Below are 18,849 nucleotides of genomic sequence, written 5' to 3'. Positions count from 1 at the left end.
ACCGGGCCTGTGGTTATCCGACGAGGTACCGGAACTCCGCTGCTGCCTTGTCGCGGAGGACGTAGTAGGCGAACACGAGAATGAGGAGGCCGACCAGCCCCATCCAGCCCCCGAGCAGGCCCTCGCCGGCGGTCAGGCTCAGGTAGCTGTTGTACTCGACGATCGTACTCGCGATGGCGAGGACGACCGCCACGCAACTGTATCCGACGAGGAGGGCGCCGTGGATCGCCGGTTCGAGCAGTTCTTCGTACATGACCGGGTCCAGGAGGTATCCACCAATAGCCCTTACGTTTCGGCGCGCTCGTCGGCTCGCCGAACCGGTCGCCGGATCGAAGCCGCCAAGAGAATGGAGACGGGTGCTCAGGCCGTCTCGGAGTCATCCACGTAGGAAGTGATCGTTACACTGTTCTCACAGCGCCAGAGGCACCTCCTACATCCCGGGATGGAACGCCCACCCACATAACCTTTGTGAATTGCTCGCACGATGTGAGCGGGGCGTACCACGGGGTGCCCCGACGGCGCGGGGCGGCGGGATTCGTCCGTCACCCCTTTGTCCCTCCATCGGTTCACCCCGCGTATGTGGCAGGGAGAAGGGTTCTGGGTCGCCCGCCTGCTCTTCCAGCGGGCCCTCGCGGTGATCTACCTGCTCGCGTTCCTCGTCGCGGCGAGGCAGTTCCGGCCACTGGCGGGCGAGGACGGCCTGTTACCGCTGGACCGGTACGTCGAGACCGTCTCGTTTCGCGATCGACCGAGCCTCTTCCATCTCGTCCCCAGCGACCGCGCGATCGGGATCGCCGCCTGGGCCGGCGTCCTCCTCTCGCTGGCGGCGCTGGTGGGCGTCCCGTACTGGTTTCCCGACCCCTACGCCACCCCCGCCTCGATGGCGCTGTGGGCGACGATGTGGCTGCTGTACCTCTCGTTCGTGAACGCGGGTCAGACCTTCTACGGCTACGGCTGGGAGTCGATGTTGCTCGAAACCGGCTTTCTCGCGGTCTTCCTCGGCGCCGGGAGCGTCGCCCCGCCGGTGGTCGTGATCGTGTTGCTCCAGTGGGTGCTCTTTCGAAACATGTTCGGGGCCGGCCTCATCAAGCTGCGCGGCGACGAGTGCTGGCGCGACCTGACCTGCATGGAGTACCACTACGAGACCCAGCCGATCCCCAACCCCGCGAGCTGGTTCGCCCACCACCGCTCGAAGGCGTTCCACCGGATCGAGACGTTCGGGAACCACGTGGTCGAACTCGCGGTGCCCTTCCTCTACTTCGCGCCCCAGCCCGTCGCGGCGCTCGCGGGCGCGGCGACGATCGGCTTTCAGGGCTGGCTGATGGTCACCGGCAACTTCGCGTGGCTGAACGCGCTCACGATCGTGCTCGCGATCAGCACGTTCGGCGACGGCGTTCTCGCGGCCGTCCTGCCGATTTCGGCCCCGGCCACCGCCGCGACGCCGCTGTACCTCCAGGTCGCGGCGATCCTCGTCGCGCTCCTCGTCCTCACGCGGAGCGTCGAACCGGTGCGGAACATGCTCTCGCGATCCCAGGTGATGAACACCTCCTTCGACCCGCTCCATCTCGTCAACACCTACGGCGCGTTCGGCTCGATCACGCGGGACCGATACGAGATCGTCGTCGAGGGAACGACCGACGGGGAACCCACCGACGAAACGGAGTGGCGCGAATACAGGTTCGAGGGCAAGCCGACGGATCCCGAACGGCGACCGCCCCAGATCGCCCCCTACCACCTCCGGCTCGACTGGCAGATGTGGTTCGCCGCCATGTCGCCGACGCCGTACCGGAGTCCGTGGTTCACGCGGCTGCTGGTCAGGCTGCTGGAGGGCGATGCGGCCACGCTTTCCCTGCTCGCGGAGGTCCCCTTCGACGACCCGCCGACGCACGTGCGCGCGACCCGGTATCGCTACCGCTTTACGACCCCGGAGGAACGCGCCGAGACCGGCCGGTGGTGGCACCGAGAGCGCGTCGGCAGCTACGTCGATCCCGTCTCCCTCGACGACGTCCGGGATCGGGGGAGGCGACGCGGGCGGCTGTGATCCGCCGTCGGCCCGCCTGACCGCCCGCGATCAGCCCTCGTCGTTCGACTTCCGCCTGACCGGCGGCGTCTTCGAGAGGAGCCGCCCCCAGAAGCTCCGGTTGTCCGCGACCCGCCGGTAGGACCGCTCGCGAAGGCGCTCGTAGTCCTCGAAGTTCCGGAGGAACTCCGCTACGGGACGGACGTTCCGCCCGATCCCGGTTCGCGTGAACGCCTCCTCGATCGACGCGCCACACGAGTAGACCCCGTCCTCGGTGACGAAGTGCGAGCAGTTCTCGTACTCGTCGGGGAGGCGCTCGCGGAGCTCCGGCGTGAGTTCCTCGTAGCCGACGACCCGGACGTCGGATCGGTCGGCGAAGAAGTCGGCCCACCACGTACAGAAGCCGCAGTCGTCGTCGTAGACGAGCGTCGCTCGAGCCATACCGGAGGGACGGCGCGGATCCAACTAACGCTTGCTCTTCGAGCGCGTGCTCGAAGGCCGATCATCCGGGGGACGACCGACAGGATACTACGGCTGGAACGGGTACGGGGACGCATGGAACGGTTCGTCCGTCGGATCGTCGGCGGTGGCGTCGGACTCCTCGCGGGCCTCTGGATCGCGACCCTCTCGGCCGGGTGGTCGGTCGGCTGGCTGGTCGGGACCGCACTCGCGGTGATCGGCCTCGGTGGCCTCCTCGCCGGAATCGTCGAGCCGCTCGACGTCTGAGCGGTTCAGGCTGTGAGTTCGGACGGGAGGTAGCGCGCCTCCCACTCGCGGCGGGCGTCGATCTCGCGGCGCCCGCGGTCCGTGAGCGCGTAGATGTTCGTCCGCTTGTCCGCGTGCCCCTTCTCGACGAGCCCCTTCTCGACGAGGGTGTCGAGGTTCGGGTAGAGGCGGCCGTGGTGGACCTCGCTGTCGTAGTACTCCTCGAGTTCGGCCTTGAGCGCGAGTCCGTGGGGCTCGTCGAGACCGGCGATGATGTAGAGGAGGTCACGCTGGAAGCCTGTCAGATCGTGCATGCCACGTCCATACGACCGCACCGGTTATCAATCTCTCTCCTTACGAAGATGTCACGTCTCGGAGCCCACGACGACCGGGATCACGGAGCGCCGAGAAGTGGGTCGTCGACGCCGAAAACGCCGACGAGGCCACGCGGTCCCCGTCACCGGGGTCGATGACCAAGTCGTACGTGGCCCGGGCCAGCCCGCGGAATCACGTAGCCTGAGGTTCTCGCTGGCCCATGATAGCATACATCACGAGCCCTTATCAACGTATCGGTGATCGGAGACGGATGGCGCCGGAGGCGTGTGCCGCTCTTCGTCGGTAGAGCCGTCCCCGTACGGGGCGTAAACGGGCAGGACCGGTAATCGTGGTTCGTTGTGAGTTTCTTTCTATGAGTAGATATTCATGACCTCTTGTTCATATCCGTTGCGGCTATCGGGAGTATTGTCCGCTAAATATCAACAAACTACATGTTTCGAGGAGTCGCACTAGATTCGGGATGGCTACAGGAGAGACGCGCGTAGACGAGCGGACCGTTACCGAACTGAGCGGGCATCTCCGTGGGGAGTTGCTCGGACCGGACGATCCGGGCTACGACGAGAGCCGATCGATCTGGAACGGCATGATCGACAGGACTCCCGACTACATCGCCCGGTGTCGGGGCGTCGCGGACGTGATGGGGGCCGTGGAGTTCGCCCGCGAGAACGACCTGTTGGTCGCCGTCAAGGGCGGTGGCCACAACATCGCCGGCAAGGCGGTCTGTGACGGCGGCCTCGTGATCGACCTCTCGGCGATGGACGCCGTCCGGGTCGATCCGGACTCACGGACCGCCCGCGTCGAACCCGGCGCGACGCTGGCCGATTTCGACCACGAGGCCCAGGCGTTCGGCCTCGCGACGCCGTTGGGCATCAACTCGACGACCGGCGTCGCGGGGCTCACCCTCGGCGGCGGCTTCGGGTGGCTCACCCGCAAGTACGGGATGACGGTCGACAACCTGCGCTCGGCCGACGTCGTCACCGCCGAGGGCGACCTCCTCCACGCGAGCGAGGAGGAAAACGAGGACCTCTTCTGGGGGATACGCGGCGGCGGCGGGAACTTCGGCGTCGTTACCTCCTTCGAGTTCGACCTCCACGAGGTCGGCCCCGAGGTGCTCTGTGGCCCGATCGTCTACCGGGGCGAGGACGCGCCCGAGGTACTGCGACACCTCCGTGATTTCAACGCCGACGCGCCCGACGAAGCGTCCGTCTGGGGCATCCTTCGGGGGGCCCCGCCGCTGCCGTTCCTCCCGGAGGACGTCCACGGGGTCGGCGTGGCCATCGTGGTCGCGTTCTACGCGGGGGATATGGAGGAGGGCGAGGAGGTGCTGGCCCCGATCAGGGAGTTCGGCGATCCGATCGCCGACGCCGTCAGCCCCCACCAGTACGCGGCGTTCCAGCAGGCGTTCGACCCGCTGCTCACCGAGGGGGCCCGCAACTACTGGAAGTCCCACAACTTCCACGAACTCCCGGACGAGGCCATCGACACCGCCGTCGAGTACGCGGCCGCCCTCCCCTCGCCGCTCTCGGAGATCTTCTTCGGGCAGGTCGGCGGCGCGATGGCGCGCGTCCCCGCCGACGCGACCGCCTATCCCCACCGGGACGCCGAGTACGCGATGAACGTCCACACCCGGTGGGAGGACCCCGCGGACGACGAGAAGTGCATCGCGTGGGCCCGCGAGTTCTACGACGCCATGGCGCCGTACGCGACCGGCGGCGTGTACGTGAACTTCATCAGCGAGGAGGCCGGACAGGAGGAACTCGCCTACGGCGAGAACTACGACCGGCTGGTCGAATGCAAGAACGAGTACGACCCGACCAACCTGTTCCGGGTGAACCAGAACGTCGAGCCGACCGCGTGAACGGTCGTCTCCCGGTCCGGTCAGCGGACGATCGTCACGGGGACGGGCGAGCGTCGTGCGACGGTCTCGGCGACGCTTCCGAGCAGGACGCGCGAGACCCCCGAGCGGCCGTGGCTCCCGATCACGATCTGGTCGATCTCGTTCTCCCGGGCGGATTCGACGATCACGCGGGACGGGTCGCCGTGTTCGATCACGGTCGTCACGGTGCCGTCGGCGCGTTCCGCCTCTCCCCGAAGCTCCTCGAGCAGTTCCGCGGCGCGTTCACGCCGCCGATCGATCATCTCGTCGTCCCAGACGCTCGGCTCCGAGACGTAGATCGCGGTGATCGGGTCGAGGACGTGCAACAGGACGATGTCGTCCCCGGCGTGTTCCGAGAGCACGAACTCCAGCGCGTCGCGGGCGCGCGGCGAATCGTCCACCGGAACCAGGATGCGTCGTGTCATGGATGGCCATACGACACGGAGGGGTAAGTATGTATCTCGTTTTACACACCAGTGAGACGCGGTTCGTCGGGACGGCCGAACCTATCGTCTACCTAACGAGTACGACCCGACCGAAGCACTCTATAGGCTGTGATAACAAGTATCACGATAGAGCATGGCTTCCATCGGACAGCTGCTCGGTATCCTGCTCGTCTGTACGCTGTTTTACGTCGTGGGGAGCTACTGTCTCGGCCAGTTTCGACGCGGAGCCGACGACGAGTCGGGCACCCCTCCGGCCCCGCTCGCCCGGAGTCGAAACCCGCTCCCCGACGTGGATCGAGCGGACCCGTCACCCTCGTCAGTGACGTGTCGGACGTGCCAGACCGAGAACGACCCAGCGTACACCTACTGCAAGCACTGTATCAGCGAACTCCACGCTCACCGGGACCAACCACACCGGCACCGGGAGCCGTAATCCGGGATCGACTGCCGTTAGCGTCGAACCGATCCGTCGTTCCCCTTCTCGGGGTCGAAGTACTTCGATTCCCACGCCCGGCGCGCGTCGATCTCGCGGCGCCCGCGGTCCGTGAGCGCGTAGCTCGGGTCGGCGCGACCGACCCGCTCGACGAACCCCTGCTCGCGAAGGGTGTCCAGGTTGGCGGACAGGCGATCGTGGCGGATCTCGGTCCGGTAGTACGCCTCGAGGGTCCGCCTGAGCGCGGGACCAGTCGCCCCCTCGTGTCCGGCGATCACGTACAGGAGGTCGCGTTGGAGTTTCGTCGATACGTTCATGACCGATCATTGGGAGGAAACTACCTTACTACAGAGGCGTTAAGGATCGATTGGATACCCCCTATCGATCACGGCCCGACGCCGCGAACGGAACGAGGCGCACACCGCCGTGATCGGTCTCGGCCGATTGGAGGGCCTCTGCGGCGATCGAAGTCGGATCAGGCACAGCATCGGAGGTGCGCTTACGCACCACACGCGGGGACCCGAGCCTCGATCCCCGCGCGCGTGCAGACGAACACCCCTCGGTGAAACGCCGGCCGTGGGATGTGCTGTAATCGCCCACGGCGTCCGTCCGTAGGGAGGCGGGGGGGATTGTTATCCGGTGCGTGCGCGGTTCACTGGATCCTACTCCGGGAAGCGCCGGCGTAGTACGGCCCTACGGGCGTGTCGTGGCGAGGAGGCTCATCCCGACCGCCAGCGCTCCGGGACGACGGCGTATACTCTCGGTCATGGACCATCGGACGGCGCGTGCCCGCTGTGACGGGCCGCCGTGCGAGTGGGTCCCGTCTGCGATCGATTCACGGGGGATGACCGACGGTATCAGGCGGGCGGGTCGTCCGGGTTCCGTTGCTCGGGAACCATGTAGAGGTCGAACTCGCCGTTCGACTGGACGTTGTGGACGCCTTGCTGGGATTCGATGGCGGCGAAGTCCTCCTCGGCGTACCGGAGTTCTCGATACGCCTCGACCTCGCGTTGCTCGTCTATCTCCGTGACCACCACGTACCGATCGCCCTCGAAGTACGCCGGCAAGCCGTCGTGCATGCGCTCGGCAGGGACCTGCTCGCTGTGTTCGCTGGTCCGGCCGCCGCCCTCGATGGCGTCGACGTACCGGTAGGGCCCCTGTCGCACCCCCGCGAACTGGGTATCGCCCTGCTGGTTCTCGAAGGCCAGCGCGTGGCCGTGCATCTGCTGGTGGGTGACGTGGGGCGACTGCTGGTAGACGTACGGCGAGGGGAAGGCGGCCACGAGCGCGAGGACGAGCAGGACGACGAACAGGCCGGCCACGACCGGTCTGACCGACCGCCTCGAGAAGCGCCCCGCGAGCCCTTGCGCTCCGACGGTGATCGCGACCGCCCCGAGGATCGTCACGAACAGCATCATCAGCCCGAACACCCGGAAGTACATCTCCGAGAGCGTCCCGATGAAGTAGAAGACGAACACCGGAAAGAGCGCCGCGAGGCCCGCGGAGAGGTACTGGATCTGCGTCGAGGTGTAGCCGGCGCGCCGGCCCCACGAACTGAACGTCGCGAGGAACAGCCCCGCGCTGAGGAAACAGAACACCAGGCTCACGAAGAAGAGTTTGAAGAAGACGATCTCGATGCTCCCGCCGATCGCGAGCAGCGACGACCCCTGCGAGGCGATCGACGACCCGGCCTCCTGGGTGCCCGTCCCGAGGACGAACGCGATCGCGCTGGTGATCGCCTGCGTGGCGATCCCCGAAAAGAGGTCGTGGTTGGCCGACCAGAGGACGAACACCCCGAGGAGGAACACGGTGTGGCTGTAGACCGTCGGGTAGGTGTGCAGCGGGCGGTCGGACGTGACGACCCGGTAGAGCAACTGGAAGGCGCAGATCCCGACGAGCGCGACCAGCAGGTGAACCGCGAGTTGGGGGTGGAACACGACGACAACGCCGGCGACGAGCGCCAGGAGAAGCGAGAGCGGTCGCAGCGCCGGGCTGTCCCGTGGCGTCGCGAGGAAGCGCACGAGCAGGAACACGAGCAGCGTCGAGAACAGGATCGCCTGCGACATCGTGTGGGCGCTCGGGTGCGTGCTCATCTGGGTGATCGGCAACAGCAAGAGCGCCGAGAACGCGCCCACGACCAGCGCGGGCCGCGACGGGACGATCGCCCGCACGCACAGCGGGACGAACACGAGGAACACCGCGAACATACAGGCGACCATCAGCAACATCGCCGTCGACGTGTCGAACCCCGTGACGGCGGCGACGAACAACGAGACGATGTGGATGCCGGGGTACATCAGCCCGGTCGGTGCGAGCGCGCCGCTCGCGATGTCGTTGGCCCAGCCCAGGTGGGTCAGCGAGTCGTACAGCCCGTAGAAGAAGTACCCGCGGATCACCGGGAGCGAGCCGAACGCCACGCCGCTCAGGACGGCGAGGGCGACCGCGAGCGACCGGAACCGGTCGCTTCGAGCGTACAGCGACACCAGCAGCGCGATCACCAGCGCCAGCGCCATGCCGACCCAGAAACCCGGCGGGGTCGCCGTGTAGATCGATACCTCGTGGCCCGTCGCCGGGGCGCGGCGGGCGACGAGGATCGCGACGGCCAGCGCCGCGTAGCCGACCGCGAGCGTCACTTCGGTCTTCCGGCGCCGACCGTCGGAGCGGTCGGTCAGCGCCATCGGTGTCCCTCCGGTCTCATCGTCGGGGAATCGCCACAGATCGGCCTTGTTATCCATCGCTTACGGCTCGACGCGGCGCTCCCCATCGACGCGAACGCCGGGAAAACCGGGATGGGGCGACGGGCGCTAGTAGGACCCCTGAACGAGCGCGAGCGCGAGAAACAGGACCGTCGTCACCAGCGCGAGCGTCGACAGCGAGAGCGCGCCGACCAGCCCCCCGAGGACGACCGCGCCGAGGCAGGCGTACCCGGCCAGCACCCGCCCGTAGTACGTCCGCCACGGGACCCGCGTCGTGCCGGGGACGTCGAGGTACGGGAGGAGTTCCTCCAGACACGCCCCCGGTGCGACCGCCTTGGTCTCGGGATCGTACTCGATCGCGTCGACGCTGTCGAGCAGCGGGAGGTGGGTCTGGTAGAGCGAGACGTGGACGCGCCGGCGCTGCTGGCGCTCTAGTTCGTCGATCGGGACGTCGTTCTCCTCGGCCGCGATCCGATCGACGAGGTCGTCCATCGTGCGGGGCCGGTCGCGCCGGGCGAGCAACTGCAGCGTGGCGCGCCGCCGCGGGTTGTAGAGGAGGTCGAAGACCTCCTCCTTCTCCAGACGGTGTTCCGAACGGACGAACGCGCGAAGCGAGTCGGGAACGCGGCCGACGAGGTCGCGCGTTCCGGTCGAACGGGTCGGTGTGAGTGGCTCGGCGGACATTCCGACATACACGATAGCTCGTTTACATCTTGTTATGCCGTGGGTACGACGAGTAGCGCAGCTCTACCCACCGTAGGGCCGCCCTACAACCGTTTCGGAGGAGGAGATCGTCGCGTCCTCTTTCTCGGCACGATCGATCCGCGCGATGACGACGACCTCGAGCCGTCCGTCCACCCGAGCGGGTTCGACTCGCTCGCCGACTGGTGGAGGCGATCGCGGATCTGAACGGCGACCTCACCGAGCACGGATACCTGTCTCGCGTCGAAACGCCGCTCTACTCCGTTCCGAGACGCGACTGCGAAATCGAAAACGGGAGCTGAGCACTGCCTCGAAGACACACGCGGACGTGTGAATCGGAGACTGGCTCGTTCAGCTACTGGATCTTCGCGCAGTCATCGTCAGCATCCTCGCTTGCAACCACGCCGTCGCCGTCAGCATCCGTCTCATCGGGGCACTCGTCTCCACCAGCCGACTCAGTGTCGCTGGTGCGACTCCCATCGCCGTCACCGGACTGCTCATCTCCATCATCCCCTGTGGACTCCTCATCGCCTGTAGACGAGTCCTCATCGGGCGCCTCGTCGCCGCCCCCGTCATTCGAATCAGAGTCCCCATCATCCGTGCCCGACTCGTTCCCTCCCGAATCGGAGCCCCCGCTACTGGCGCCATCCGAGCGGGCCACTTCGTCGCCCCCGGGCGTCAGGATCGCCACCACGTCGGATCCGTCGTTGTTCAGCACCTCCCCGTCGTAGGGCTCGGTCAGCGAGAAGTCGCCGGACTCGCCGGCGCCCGTCGCGAGCGTTGCGGACTCGCCCGCCCCGATGACGGCGCCGTCCGCGATCGTGCGGATCTGATCCACGTTGCTGTCCTCGCCCGCCTCGAAGTTGACCTGATACCCGCTCAGGTCGGCCTCCGAGTCGCCGTTGTTGGTGATCGTCACCAACTCGGCCTCCGCATCCACGTCGAGTGAGAGGTCGAGCTCCGATTGGGCCGCCCCGATACCTGTTGCTGAAACGCCAACTGCCGCCGCGGAGACCGCCAGCCCGGTCTTCAGAACCGTCCGCCGTGTCGCGATCCCCCTCGTTGTTTTGCCTGTAGAGTGTTGTGTCATAGAGATACCAGTCGGACGAACAAAGACCACGTGATTAAACGTTGCCGTTGCTGTCACGACAATATCATGATAGCGGGGCGACGAGAGCCAACGGTATCAGCATAATTCGAGGTGGAGCCTCCGACCTCAAGGAGCGACCGAAGGGAGCGAGTAGGTCGGAGAGGAAACCGACGAAGGACGACGCAACCGCACGACGGTAGCTACCCGACTCCTGAACGTATAAGTACCGTTGGGCAGTAATCTGAAACATGGAGGTGCGTCGAACCGCGCCGGTCAAACTCATCGTCCCCGATGAGCGCCTCGACGACCTCCACGAATCCGCCCGACAGTTCCTTCACTGCGCGAACCGTGCCGCCGAGTTCTGTTGGAACGACGAATCCTACACGAACTGCGTTACGGCGAATACGACCGCACGGGACGCGCTCTACAAGGACCTCCGGGCGGAAACCGACCTCACCGCAAACCTCGTTCAAGAGGCCATCCGACGCGCCGTGCAAGCGACGAAAGGGTGCGTCGAACGGTGGAAACAGGGCAAGCGTGTGAGCCAGCCGGAGTTCACATCATGGAGCATGGTCTACGACAAGCGGAGCGCGACCTTCTACCGCGACCGTGTGTCCCTCTCGACCGTCAACGGGCGCGTTGAGTGCGACTTCGAACTTCCGGCGGATAGCCCAACTCCCTACGAACGGTACGTTCTCTCGGAGGAGTACGAGTTCCGGGCGAGTACACTACAATACGACATGGCGACTGACGAGTTCTACTTTCACATCACGACGCGAAAGTACGACAACGACGAATCCGGGGTTTCGGAAGATACCGAGCACCAAAAACAAACAGTCCTCGGTATCGACCTCGGCGTCAACAGCCTCGCAGTGGCTTCGACCGGAACGTTCTGGCAGGGCGACGAGTACGACCACTGGTGTGGCGAGTTCGAGAAGCGACGGGGAGAGATGCAACAGCGCGGGACGCAAGCCGCGCACAACGCGCTCCTTCGCCTCGGAAAGCGAGAAGAAGCGTGGCGAAAGCAGTACATCCACACGGTCGCCAACGAGATCGTCTCGGAAGCCGTCGAACGCGACTGCAACGTTATCGTGTTCGAGGACTTGACCGACATTCGTGAGCGACTTCCACAGGCGAAGTGGCACCACGTATGGGCGTTCCGACGCCTGTTCGAGTACGTCTCCTACAAAGCGCCCGAGAGAGGCGTCACCGTCGAACAAGTTGAGCCGAACCATACGTCCCAACGCTGTTCTCGGACGGACTGTGGGTTCACTCACGAGAACAACCGCCACGGAGAACACTTCAAGTGCCAAAAGTGTGGGTACGAAGTGAACGCGGACTACAACGGTGCGAAGAACATCGGGCTACGGTACGCCCGGAAGCGGCACCACAGACTCCGTTCCTCGCCCACGTCGGGGGGCGGAGACGCACCAGTAAACGTGCGTTTGAATGGTGGGATGTTGAACGGCAAGAGTCACCGGTCTATTGCCGGGGACTGATTGCCGGGAGTCCACATCAAAGCCCTACCCTCAACGAGCGAATCCCGTATGGGGTGAGCGAAGTAGGGTAGGGTAGTTTACCGGAACTGCTTGTAGATCCCGGCCACCATCCGCATCGGGCGGCTCCCGCGCTCGGTGCTGTAGTAGGTCCGAAGCGCCGGGTTGAACTTCGCCTTGTAGCCGTTCAGGCGCTCGGTGTCGGCCCCGACGAGGTCGTACTCGCGCCGTCCCGCGTCGATGGCCTCGCGCATGATGCGCCAGTCGAGCAGGTCGTTGACCGGGAGGCCGCCGGTCGATTTCGCGCCGCCCTGCCAGCGGTAGACCCGTTCGTCGTCCGCGAGCGCGATCATCCCGCCGACGAACTCGCCGCCGACCCGACAGACGTACGGCTTGACGTGGTCGGGGCCGAGGCGGTCGTACAGGTCGGTGACGAACCCCGCGTCGAGGAGGTAGGACTCGTCCTGCTCGCCGTACCGGCGCTCGAGCTGGTCGACGATCCGCTCGATCGCCCCGCGCCCGCCGAGGTCGATCTCGTAGTCGTCGTCCTCGGCGTTGCGGACGTTGCTCCGCGCGTCGCTGCTGAAGCGCATCAGCAGTCCCTCCTCGTCGTCGCCGAGTTCGACCGCGTAGGTGTGTTGCGGGGTGACGTCGAACCCGTTCCACGCGAGCGGGCGCACGTCCGCGTAGCCGCAGGCGGTCCGGACGTGCGTGTACTTGGGCGCGTATCGGCCCTCGATCCACTCCAGACAGCCCTCGACGAATCGGTGGTGGCGCTTCTCGGCCTTGCGCTGTTTGAGGCTCCCGTTCGAGAGGAGCGCCGGCCCGAGATACGGGATCAGAAAGCCCGGCGGCGGCGAGAACGCGGTCGTGATCCTCGCCCTCGAGATCGCCGTCACCGGGAAGACCCCGACGGGTTCCTGGCCCTTGTAGCCGACCAGCAGGTGCGCCCGGCCGTCGGCGTGGTCGGCCAGCACCGAGACGCACTCCGCGCGGTGGAACACCGTCCCCTGCGGCGAGCGCTCGACGTACCCGTTCCACTCCGCCGGATCGCTCGCCTCGCGGATCTCGATGCTCATCGGCTCACCCCGAGAAGGCGTGGGCGCCGTCGAGGCGCCCCTCGCGGGCCGTTCGGCGTGTCGCGCGCCCCCGTAACCGGGGTCTCGTAGCCGTCGCTGTCCGTCGCACGGTCCGTGTTCGCCCGGGCCGGCGGGGCGACCCGCCGCGAGCGAGGAGTGGTGAATCCGAAACCGGGTGTACTCATGCGCTGTGATCAGAGCTCTGGACGGGGGGTCCACCGCAGACGACCATTGTTATAGACGGGGATCCCCGATCCGACGTGTCCGATACCGGACACGTACCGGATAAACGGGCGGTTTATCGGCGTGTGATCCCACTCGCTGGGAACGAATAGTTATTTATCCAACCAGTCACGAGGGAAGCGTGAAAGGACGGATTACCGCGATCGCGCGGCGAACGCGCGGCCGGGACGGTGCGGTAGCCGCCGCATTACTTCCCGGCAGGCCGCTCATAGTCGTGTGTCGCCGTGCCACACCGTCTGGAAGGTGGCGGACGCTCGGCTCCCGGGAGCCGGGATGGATCGGGACGCCGTTCGGGACCCGACCCGCCGAACGGCAGAGACAGACACGCTCGACGACGGACCGATACGACAATGATAGGCAACAACGCACACGAACCTGACGAACCGACGACGTACGCCGTGATCTCGACGGACTGTTCCACGCTTCTGGACACGCTCGGCAACCGATCCGCGCGCACGATCCTCACGGAGGCGGCCGGCGAGCCGGTGGGTATCGACGACCTCCTCGAGGCCTGCGAGGTGTCGAGAACGACGATCTACCGGCGGGTGAACGACCTCGTCGACCTCGGGTTGCTCGAGGAGTCGATGACGCTCGCGGAGGGGAACCAGCAGCGACGGCGCTTTCGAACCACGGGCCGCGAGATCACGCTCCAGATCGGCCCGAACGGGTTCGAAGCGCGGATCCGATCGAACGATTCGGGGACGCTCTCGGACGACCTGCTCCTCGACGACGCCTCGCTCGAACGGTTCCGGATCGCGCTCAGCGGCAAGGACCTGCGCTTTCGGATCGAGACGAACGGCGACGAGGCGGTCGACGAGACCGACCCCCTGCAGTGACCTCCTCGCCCTGACCCTGATTTCGCGCACGACCACGAGCGCCCCGGTAACGAGTACTCGTCGGGGTTATCGTAGACGTTCAGCGATTTCCTCTCCACGAATCGAACGACGGCCCCGGTCGAGACGCGCCCCGTCTCCGGCTGGCTACGATACGTCCTATTTCCCCGAGCGGGGAACCGTCCCCGTCGTCACGGTCCGCATTCCGCCGGGGTCGTCCCCGGTATCGACCGTCGAGGCCGCGGGCTCGCACTCGCGCTCCGATCCCATCGCCCGCGCCGGCCACACCCGTGAGCGGCTCCGAGCGACCGGACGGCCGTTCGTCGACCAGTGACGGCCAACGGAATATCGGTTCGGCTGCCACGATGGACGGCGAACGGCGAATAGGGGACGACATCCACGAAAGATTACATGATTTCCACCCGCGGTAGGCCGAGGATAGCTGGCGGTACGACCCGGATACAGACGTTCTCAGATCGGAGACACGTTCCGATCCAGTCCGATTCGTGGACTATCCAAATCGGGCGTATCGGACCTCTACACCGGTATTTCGATGGAAAGGTGACGATATACTAGCGAAAACGGTAATAATTTTATCCCGTCATTTACGGTTTATCGCCCGCTTACGATCGCTCGTTCACCGCTCAGATCCTATTCCTATCTTATCACATATGATTTCCGCATAACAGTATCGGTCCCGTCGGTACGGCTCCTGTGTCGAAGACATGAGACACGAGCCATCGACCGTCCGTCAACACGACGGCGAGAACGGAGAACAGTCGTTCGACCGGCCGGCCACCACGCGGCGGGAGTTCATGATCGGTGCCGGCGCTGCGGCCACGACGCTGAGCGGCGCTGCCAAGAATTTTGACCTCGATGAGATGGTCCCGGAGACGCCCGACGAGGGCGGCAAAGTGCGCCACTTCGACGTCCACGCGATCAGCGTCGACATCGTCTACAACGCGTTCGGCCAACACCAGCCCAACGGCGTGATCTACGTCCTCGAGGAGAACCTCGAGGCCGCCCGCCGGGCCTCGGGCTGTGCGCCCGGCGGCGACGTCGACACCTCGGTGCTCGAACCGCTCGTGATCCGCGCGAACGAGGGCGACGTCGTCGAGATCGACTTCCACAACCACCTCGACTGCCGGGCCTCGATCCACCAGTACGGCCTCCCCTACGAGGTCGACGAGAGCGACGGCCTCGCGGTCGGGTTCAACGAGGACACGACCGTCGCGCCGGGCGAGTCGATCACGTACCGCTGGTACGCGAACCACCAGGGAACGCACTTCTTCGGCGACGGCGCCAGCCCCGCGATGCTGAGCGACCCCGAGGAGGAGTTCGACGACAACAACCTCCAGTCGCGCGGCCTCTTCGGCGCGCTCTCGGTCGAGTCGCCCGGGGCCACGTGGACCGACCCGAAGACCGGCGAGGAACTGCCGAGCGGGGTCAAAGCCGACATCCACGAGCCCGACGGGGTGAGCCACCGCGAGTTCGTCGTCTGCTATCACGACGCGATCGACGTCGTCAACGCCGACGGCAGCGACCCCGTCTGGCCCGGCACCGACACGCCACAGAGCATTCACGGCATCAACTACCGCGCGGCGACGACGAGCGCGCGGCTCGGCGGTCAGCAGGAGATGGAGGAAGAGGAGACGTTCTACAGCTCGTGGGTCCACGGCGACCCCGGCGGCGGCGACCTCGTCTTCCCCTGCTATACGGGCGATCCCGTCAAGATGTGCGTCGTCGGCGCCCAACACGAGGAGAACCACGTTCACCACCTGCACGGCCACCGCTGGAAGGGCATTACCGGCGAATCGGAGTCGGACACCATCGACTCCCAGACGATCGGCCCGACCGCGAGCTTCGAGGCCCGCCTGACCGTCGCTCACGGCCCGGGTTCGCTCTCGCCCGACCTGGGGTCCGACGAGGCCTTCGAGGTCGGCGCGGGCGACGACGAGCACACGGGCGACTACCTGTTCCACTGCCACATGTTCCCCCACTACGGCGAGGGGATGAACGGGATGATGCGCGTGCTCGACAAGGAACGCGGTGACCTCCAACTGTTGGAGAACAACGACCCGCCGCTCGACGCGAACTCCGAGATCGAGGGCTTCCCGGACTTCATCCCCGGCGAGGACGGCGAACTCCCGCCCAAACCGCCGGGATCCCAAGAGCGCGAAGCGGAGGAGCCCGACGAGGCGGCGGCGCTCGGCGACGTCGTCCCCGGCGCGCCGTACCACGACCCCTGCGATCCGGAGGGGATCGACCCCGAGGTGCTCGGCGAGACCCGCGAGTACACGATCGTCGCGCTGCCGGCGAACGTCGTCTACAACGACGCGGGCGACCACGATCCCGAGGGGAAGGTCTACGTCCTCGAGGAGGACGCCGAGGCGGTGCGCAACGGCGAGATGAACCCCGAGCCGCTGGTGATCCGCGCGAACGTCGGCGACTGCGTCGAGGTCACGATGAAGAACGAACTCGAACTCGGCAAATCGGTCCACCCCCACTTCGTCAGGTTCGATCCGCTCGCGTCGGACTCGGCGATCGTCGGGTACAACTACGACCAAGGGACCGACACGGGCGAGACGATGCAGTACCGCTGGTTCGCCAACGAGGAGGGGACGATCTTCTTCCACGATCACATCACCGGCATTCCGGAGGCCCAGAGCGGCACGTTCGCGGCGATCGTCATCGAGCCCGAGGACTCGACGTGGCACGACCCCCACACGGGCGAGGAGATCCGGAGCGGGACCCAGGCGATCATCGACCCCGGCGACGGGGACCCCTTCCGCGAGTTCGCGCTGCTCTACCACGACTTCGCGCCGCTGAAGGACTGCGACGGCGAGTTCATCAACCAGCAGATGGAGCACAACCAGAACGCGGGTTCGGGCGCGATCAACTACCGCACCGCGCCGTACTTCCGGCGCAACCACGACGATCCCGCCTACCTCCACAGCTCGCGGCTCCACGGCGACCCGCCGACGCCCACCCTCGAGGCCTACACGGGCGACCCGGTCCGGATCCGGTTGCTCCAGGGCCCCTACGAGGAGCAGCACAACTTCACGATCCACGGCGTCCGGGGCCAGCCCGACGGCCTCCAGCGCGCGGAGACGACCTCCCAGATCATCGGTCCCTCCGAGGCCTTTACCTTCGAACTCACGATGGAGGATACGCTGATCGACCCGCTGCACGAACAGCCGAATCCGGACGGGCTGCCGATCTGGGACCACGTCTACGGCTCGGAGATGGTGCAGGACCTCTGGGAGGGGATGTGGGGGCTCTTCCGGCTGTTCGGCGCCGAGGTCGACCACCTCCAGGCGCTACCCGACCGCGACGCCCCCAGCGGAAGGATCAGCACCGAGGAGCTCCGCGAGATGGGCCACCCCGCCCCGTTCAGCGACTTCGACTGGACGGAGTTCGGTCAGAAGGCGAAGTTACTCTACGGCGAGAACGACGACCGCCGGTTCGTCCCCGACAAGGACGAACGCCGGAACGACAGCGTCGGCGAGCGCCCGCCCGAGGCGGTCGATCCCGGCAACCCCTGTCCCGAGGGGACGCCGACCCAGACGTACGACGTCACCGCGATCCAGACGGAGATCGAGTACAACGACTACGGCGATCACGACCCCCACGGGATCGTCTACGTGCTCGACGACGAGGTCGAGGCGGTTCAGAACGGGGAGAACCCCGAACCGCTCGTGATCCGGGCGAACGCCGGCGACTGCGTCGAGATCAACCTCACCAACGCGCTGGGCGACCTCGACGACGACCACGCCCACCCGACGTTCGACATCGAGCCGGACGCCGACTGGGAGCGCTCGAAGCGGATCTCGCTGACGCCCCAGAACCTGCTGTTCGACGACCAGGGATCGTCCGGCATGGCGGCCGGATTCAACTTCGACTCGACGGTCGCGCCGGGCGAGACGCGCACCTACCGCTGGTTCGCGGACCCGGCGCCGATGCCGACCACCGCCACCGAGGACGGGGAGACCAACGGGCCCGAGCCCCGGTCGATCGGGACGGGCGTCCTCTCGGACTTCGCGGACGTGCGCAGCAATCGCCACCACGGTGCCTTTGGCAACCTGATCGTCGAGCCCGAGGGCTCGGAGTGGCTCGACCCTGAGACGGGCGAGCCCGTCGAGAACGGCACGCAGGCGATGATCACGGGTCACGACGGCGAGGACTTCCGCGAGTTCGCCTTACTGTTCACCGAGGGGATGTACATCGTCAACGACGACGGGAGCTGTCCGATCCCGCGGGTCGGACTCGGGGAAGACGTCGACCTCGAGGAGGTCATGGATGCCCCCTGCAACCAGATCGGCGAGCAGGAGGACCAGGGGTTCCAGGGGATCAACTACCGCTCGGAACCGTTTGCCCGTCGGTTCGCGAACGACGAGCGCCAGTACAAGGTCTACAGCTCCGAGGTCCACGGCGATCCGAACACGCCGCTCCTCCGGGCCTACGCGGACGACCCGGTGACGCTGCGCGTGAGCCAGCCTGCGGATCGGGCCAACGGGATCTCGTTCCACTGCGCCGGTCACCAGTGGCGGCGGAACAACGTTCCGGAGGCGCGGCTGGTCGGCACGCAGGACGACATCTCGACGGGCGCGGCCCGCGAACTCGTGCTCGACGGCGGTGCCAACGGTGCCGGCGACTACGTCTACCAGGAGCGAAAGACCAAGTACTACCTCGAGGGCGGCCTCTGGGGGATCATGCGCGTCCGAAACGACGCCGACGGGTTCGACCGAGCGCCCCTCGCGCTCCCCGACCGCGAGCGCGAGATGCACGGGCGAGGCAAAGCCGACGGGAAGAAGGAGGAATCGACCAACCGTGACGACTCGAAGGACTCGACGGGCGGTCTGGAGTGGATCGAACCGGAAGGCTAGGATCGACA

At 66.3% G+C, this 18,849-nt stretch carries 16 protein-coding genes; 7 read left to right on the top strand and 9 right to left on the bottom strand.

The genetic code is table 11. The annotated features are described in order from the left end of the window. Positions 1–13: 13 nt before the first annotated feature. A complete protein-coding gene (locus QRT08_RS01305; RefSeq protein WP_286043766.1) occupies positions 14–253 on the bottom strand; it encodes a DUF8151 family protein in 240 nt (79 codons plus the stop codon). Positions 254–577: 324 nt separating this feature from the next. Here QRT08_RS01305 and QRT08_RS01300 point away from each other — a divergent pair, with 324 nt between their 5' ends. Beyond that, entirely contained in the window at positions 578–2,041 is a 1,464-nt protein-coding gene (locus tag QRT08_RS01300; protein WP_286043765.1) for a lipase maturation factor family protein, read from the top strand. A gap of 30 nt (positions 2,042–2,071) precedes the next feature. On the opposite strand, the gene QRT08_RS01295 is transcribed toward QRT08_RS01300, so the two are convergent. After that, positions 2,072–2,461: a DCC1-like thiol-disulfide oxidoreductase family protein gene (locus QRT08_RS01295; RefSeq protein ID WP_286043764.1), complete on the bottom strand. Its 390-nt coding sequence runs from the start codon at positions 2,459–2,461 to the stop codon at positions 2,072–2,074. Between the two features lie 114 nt (positions 2,462–2,575). Between QRT08_RS01295 and QRT08_RS01290 the strand changes: the two genes are divergently transcribed. Then, a complete protein-coding gene (locus tag QRT08_RS01290) occupies positions 2,576–2,746 on the top strand; it encodes a hypothetical protein (protein WP_286043763.1) in 171 nt (56 codons plus the stop codon). Between the two features lie 5 nt (positions 2,747–2,751). Here the strand turns inward: QRT08_RS01290 and QRT08_RS01285 are convergent, their stop codons facing one another. Further along, on the bottom strand, positions 2,752–3,039 hold the full coding sequence (locus QRT08_RS01285) for a PadR family transcriptional regulator (RefSeq protein ID WP_286043762.1): 288 nt from the start codon (positions 3,037–3,039) through the stop codon (positions 2,752–2,754). A gap of 482 nt (positions 3,040–3,521) precedes the next feature. Between QRT08_RS01285 and QRT08_RS01280 the strand changes: the two genes are divergently transcribed. After that, complete coding sequence (locus QRT08_RS01280) at positions 3,522–4,919, top strand: FAD-binding oxidoreductase (protein WP_286043761.1); 1,398 nt, start codon at positions 3,522–3,524, stop codon at positions 4,917–4,919. Positions 4,920–4,939: 20 nt separating this feature from the next. On the opposite strand, the gene QRT08_RS01275 is transcribed toward QRT08_RS01280, so the two are convergent. Continuing rightward, entirely contained in the window at positions 4,940–5,362 is a 423-nt protein-coding gene (locus QRT08_RS01275) for a universal stress protein (protein WP_286043760.1), read from the bottom strand. Between the two features lie 154 nt (positions 5,363–5,516). Here QRT08_RS01275 and QRT08_RS01270 point away from each other — a divergent pair, with 154 nt between their 5' ends. Further along, complete coding sequence (locus tag QRT08_RS01270) at positions 5,517–5,816, top strand: DUF7577 domain-containing protein (RefSeq protein ID WP_286043759.1); 300 nt, start codon at positions 5,517–5,519, stop codon at positions 5,814–5,816. 17 nt (positions 5,817–5,833) lie between these two features. On the opposite strand, the gene QRT08_RS01265 is transcribed toward QRT08_RS01270, so the two are convergent. The 4 genes from QRT08_RS01265 to QRT08_RS01250 all read right to left on the bottom strand — a co-directional run bounded on the left by QRT08_RS01265 (position 5,834) and on the right by QRT08_RS01250 (position 10,304). Beyond that, positions 5,834–6,133 (bottom strand): PadR family transcriptional regulator, encoded by a 300-nt coding sequence (locus QRT08_RS01265; protein ID WP_286043758.1) that lies wholly within the window; start codon positions 6,131–6,133, stop codon positions 5,834–5,836. Positions 6,134–6,673: 540 nt separating this feature from the next. Beyond that, a complete protein-coding gene (locus tag QRT08_RS01260) occupies positions 6,674–8,494 on the bottom strand; it encodes a hypothetical protein (protein WP_286043757.1) in 1,821 nt (606 codons plus the stop codon). Positions 8,495–8,620: 126 nt separating this feature from the next. Continuing rightward, a complete protein-coding gene (locus tag QRT08_RS01255) occupies positions 8,621–9,196 on the bottom strand; it encodes a DUF7344 domain-containing protein (protein WP_286043756.1) in 576 nt (191 codons plus the stop codon). A gap of 373 nt (positions 9,197–9,569) precedes the next feature. After that, the gene (locus tag QRT08_RS01250) at positions 9,570–10,304 is read right to left on the bottom strand and encodes a lamin tail domain-containing protein (RefSeq protein WP_286043755.1); all 735 of its coding nucleotides are present in this window, start codon (positions 10,302–10,304) and stop codon (positions 9,570–9,572) included. A 248-nt stretch (positions 10,305–10,552) separates the two neighbouring features. Here QRT08_RS01250 and QRT08_RS01245 point away from each other — a divergent pair, with 248 nt between their 5' ends. Then, entirely contained in the window at positions 10,553–11,803 is a 1,251-nt protein-coding gene (locus QRT08_RS01245) for an RNA-guided endonuclease InsQ/TnpB family protein (RefSeq protein ID WP_286043754.1), read from the top strand. A 77-nt stretch (positions 11,804–11,880) separates the two neighbouring features. Here the strand turns inward: QRT08_RS01245 and QRT08_RS01240 are convergent, their stop codons facing one another. Continuing rightward, complete coding sequence (locus QRT08_RS01240; protein ID WP_286043753.1) at positions 11,881–12,879, bottom strand: lipid II:glycine glycyltransferase FemX; 999 nt, start codon at positions 12,877–12,879, stop codon at positions 11,881–11,883. Positions 12,880–13,472: 593 nt separating this feature from the next. Between QRT08_RS01240 and QRT08_RS01235 the strand changes: the two genes are divergently transcribed. Next, the gene (locus tag QRT08_RS01235; RefSeq protein WP_286043752.1) at positions 13,473–13,958 is read left to right on the top strand and encodes a winged helix-turn-helix domain-containing protein; all 486 of its coding nucleotides are present in this window, start codon (positions 13,473–13,475) and stop codon (positions 13,956–13,958) included. 722 nt (positions 13,959–14,680) lie between these two features. Then, complete coding sequence (locus QRT08_RS01230) at positions 14,681–18,841, top strand: multicopper oxidase domain-containing protein (protein WP_286043751.1); 4,161 nt, start codon at positions 14,681–14,683, stop codon at positions 18,839–18,841. The last annotated feature ends 8 nt before the right edge of the window (positions 18,842–18,849 follow it).

Source organism: Halalkalicoccus sp. NIPERK01 (genome assembly GCF_030287405.1).
Taxonomy (GTDB): domain Archaea; phylum Halobacteriota; class Halobacteria; order Halobacteriales; family Halalkalicoccaceae; genus Halalkalicoccus.
The sequence above is the reverse complement of the archived record's forward strand: the minus strand, read 5'-3'. Positions and strand labels throughout refer to the sequence as shown.